General features: G+C 50.7%; 1 protein-coding gene. It reads left to right on the top strand.

Translation table 11 applies throughout. The annotated features are described in order from the left end of the window. Positions 1-1,274 (top strand): transposase (locus ACFO3S_RS27870; protein WP_378103037.1); only part of this gene is annotated, 1,274 nt, incomplete at its 5' end. Positions 1,275-1,446 lie beyond the last annotated feature (172 nt).

The raw sequence follows: 1,446 nt of genomic DNA, 5'->3' as shown, positions 1-1,446 counted from the left end.
AGTGGGCAAGAGAACTAGTCTCTCACTCCTCCAAAATATACCAACTTAGAACAATGGTCAAGCAGGCAAAAGACGGAAGACGTAACCCAAATATCAGCTCTTCAACGATTTTCGTGGTTATGCTCTTTTTCTTTTTGTTTCGCTTGCGCAGCATGGAGGAGTTAGACCGGAATGTGAAGAAAGGCCGGTTTCGTCAGCTCGTACCGGCCAAGGAAAAGATGCCTTCGCATGATGCGGTAAGGCAAGCGCTCATGAAGTGGGACATGGAAAGTCATCGAGCAAACCATGAGCTGTTCGTCGCGAAATTCAAGCAGAACAAAGGGCCGCGTCAGGGGACGATCGATGGATGGCGGGTGGCAGCCATCGACGGTGTGGAGATGTTCTCCAGTAAAAGCCGTTGCTGCGAGGAATGCTTAACACGGCAGCTGACGACCGGAGAGACCGAATATTTTCATCGCGCGGTGTTTCTGCAGAAGGTTGGAGGAGATCCGCGGATCGTTTACGAAACGGAGCTTCTTAAAAAGAAAGACGGATCGGATAAAGCGGAAGGCGAAGTTGCGGCGGCCAAGCGGCTCATTCACCAAAGCGCGGAGCGACACGGCGTTCTCGCGGATGTACTGACGCTCGACGCTTTGTATGCGCAGGCCCCGTTGATTCACGAGGCTTTGGATCATCACCAACACGTCGTGGTTCGGATGAAGGAAGAACGGCGGCGGGTTATGAAGGATGCGAGGGGATTGTTTGAGGCAAGATCGCCAGATGTGGCTTGGCTGGAGAAGGATTCGTCTGGAAATCCGGTGGTTGTTCAGGCATGGGATGAGTCGGACTTCACCAGTTGGGAGCAACTGCGTGTCCCCATTCGGATGGTAAGGATGGTGAGGACGACAGAGCACAGCGTCATTGTGGGCGGTATCAAACAGAAGCAAACAGAAGTGTTGGAACGCTGGGTGGGCACCACAATCGATAAAGGTGCTGCCGGTACGGATACGATATCTCGAATCGCAGCGGCAAGATGGGACATTGAAAATATGGGATTTCACGATTTGAAAACATACTGGCACATGGATCATGCTTACGTTCATCATCCCATCGCCATTGAAGCCGTGCTTGGTTTTCAAGTGATGGCCATGAATTTGTTCTACGCTTTTTTATTCGGCCATCTCCATCATTTTCGGGAATGGAAAATACCACTGTCGGAAGTGGTGGAGGAGATCAAGGAACAAATACGATGGCTGCCGATGTGGCTGTTGCCACTGATCTGGGATGACAGCTAAGGTTGTTTATCGACAGATGCTCAGAGCCTGAATATGACAAATTGCCTTGGAGACAGCTTGTCATTGTTTTGCGAAATAAGCAGGTTGCTATCGAATATTGCTCACAGGGATCATGTCAGGCTCGATTTCGCACGAACCAACGCGACATTGGAAATTTGATGCGTGGAGCCTG

It is taken from the genome of Cohnella hongkongensis, assembly GCF_042654645.1.
In the GTDB taxonomy this organism is placed as follows: domain Bacteria; phylum Bacillota; class Bacilli; order Paenibacillales; family Paenibacillaceae; genus Cohnella; species Cohnella hongkongensis.
This window is presented reverse-complemented; position numbering and strand designations above follow the sequence as displayed.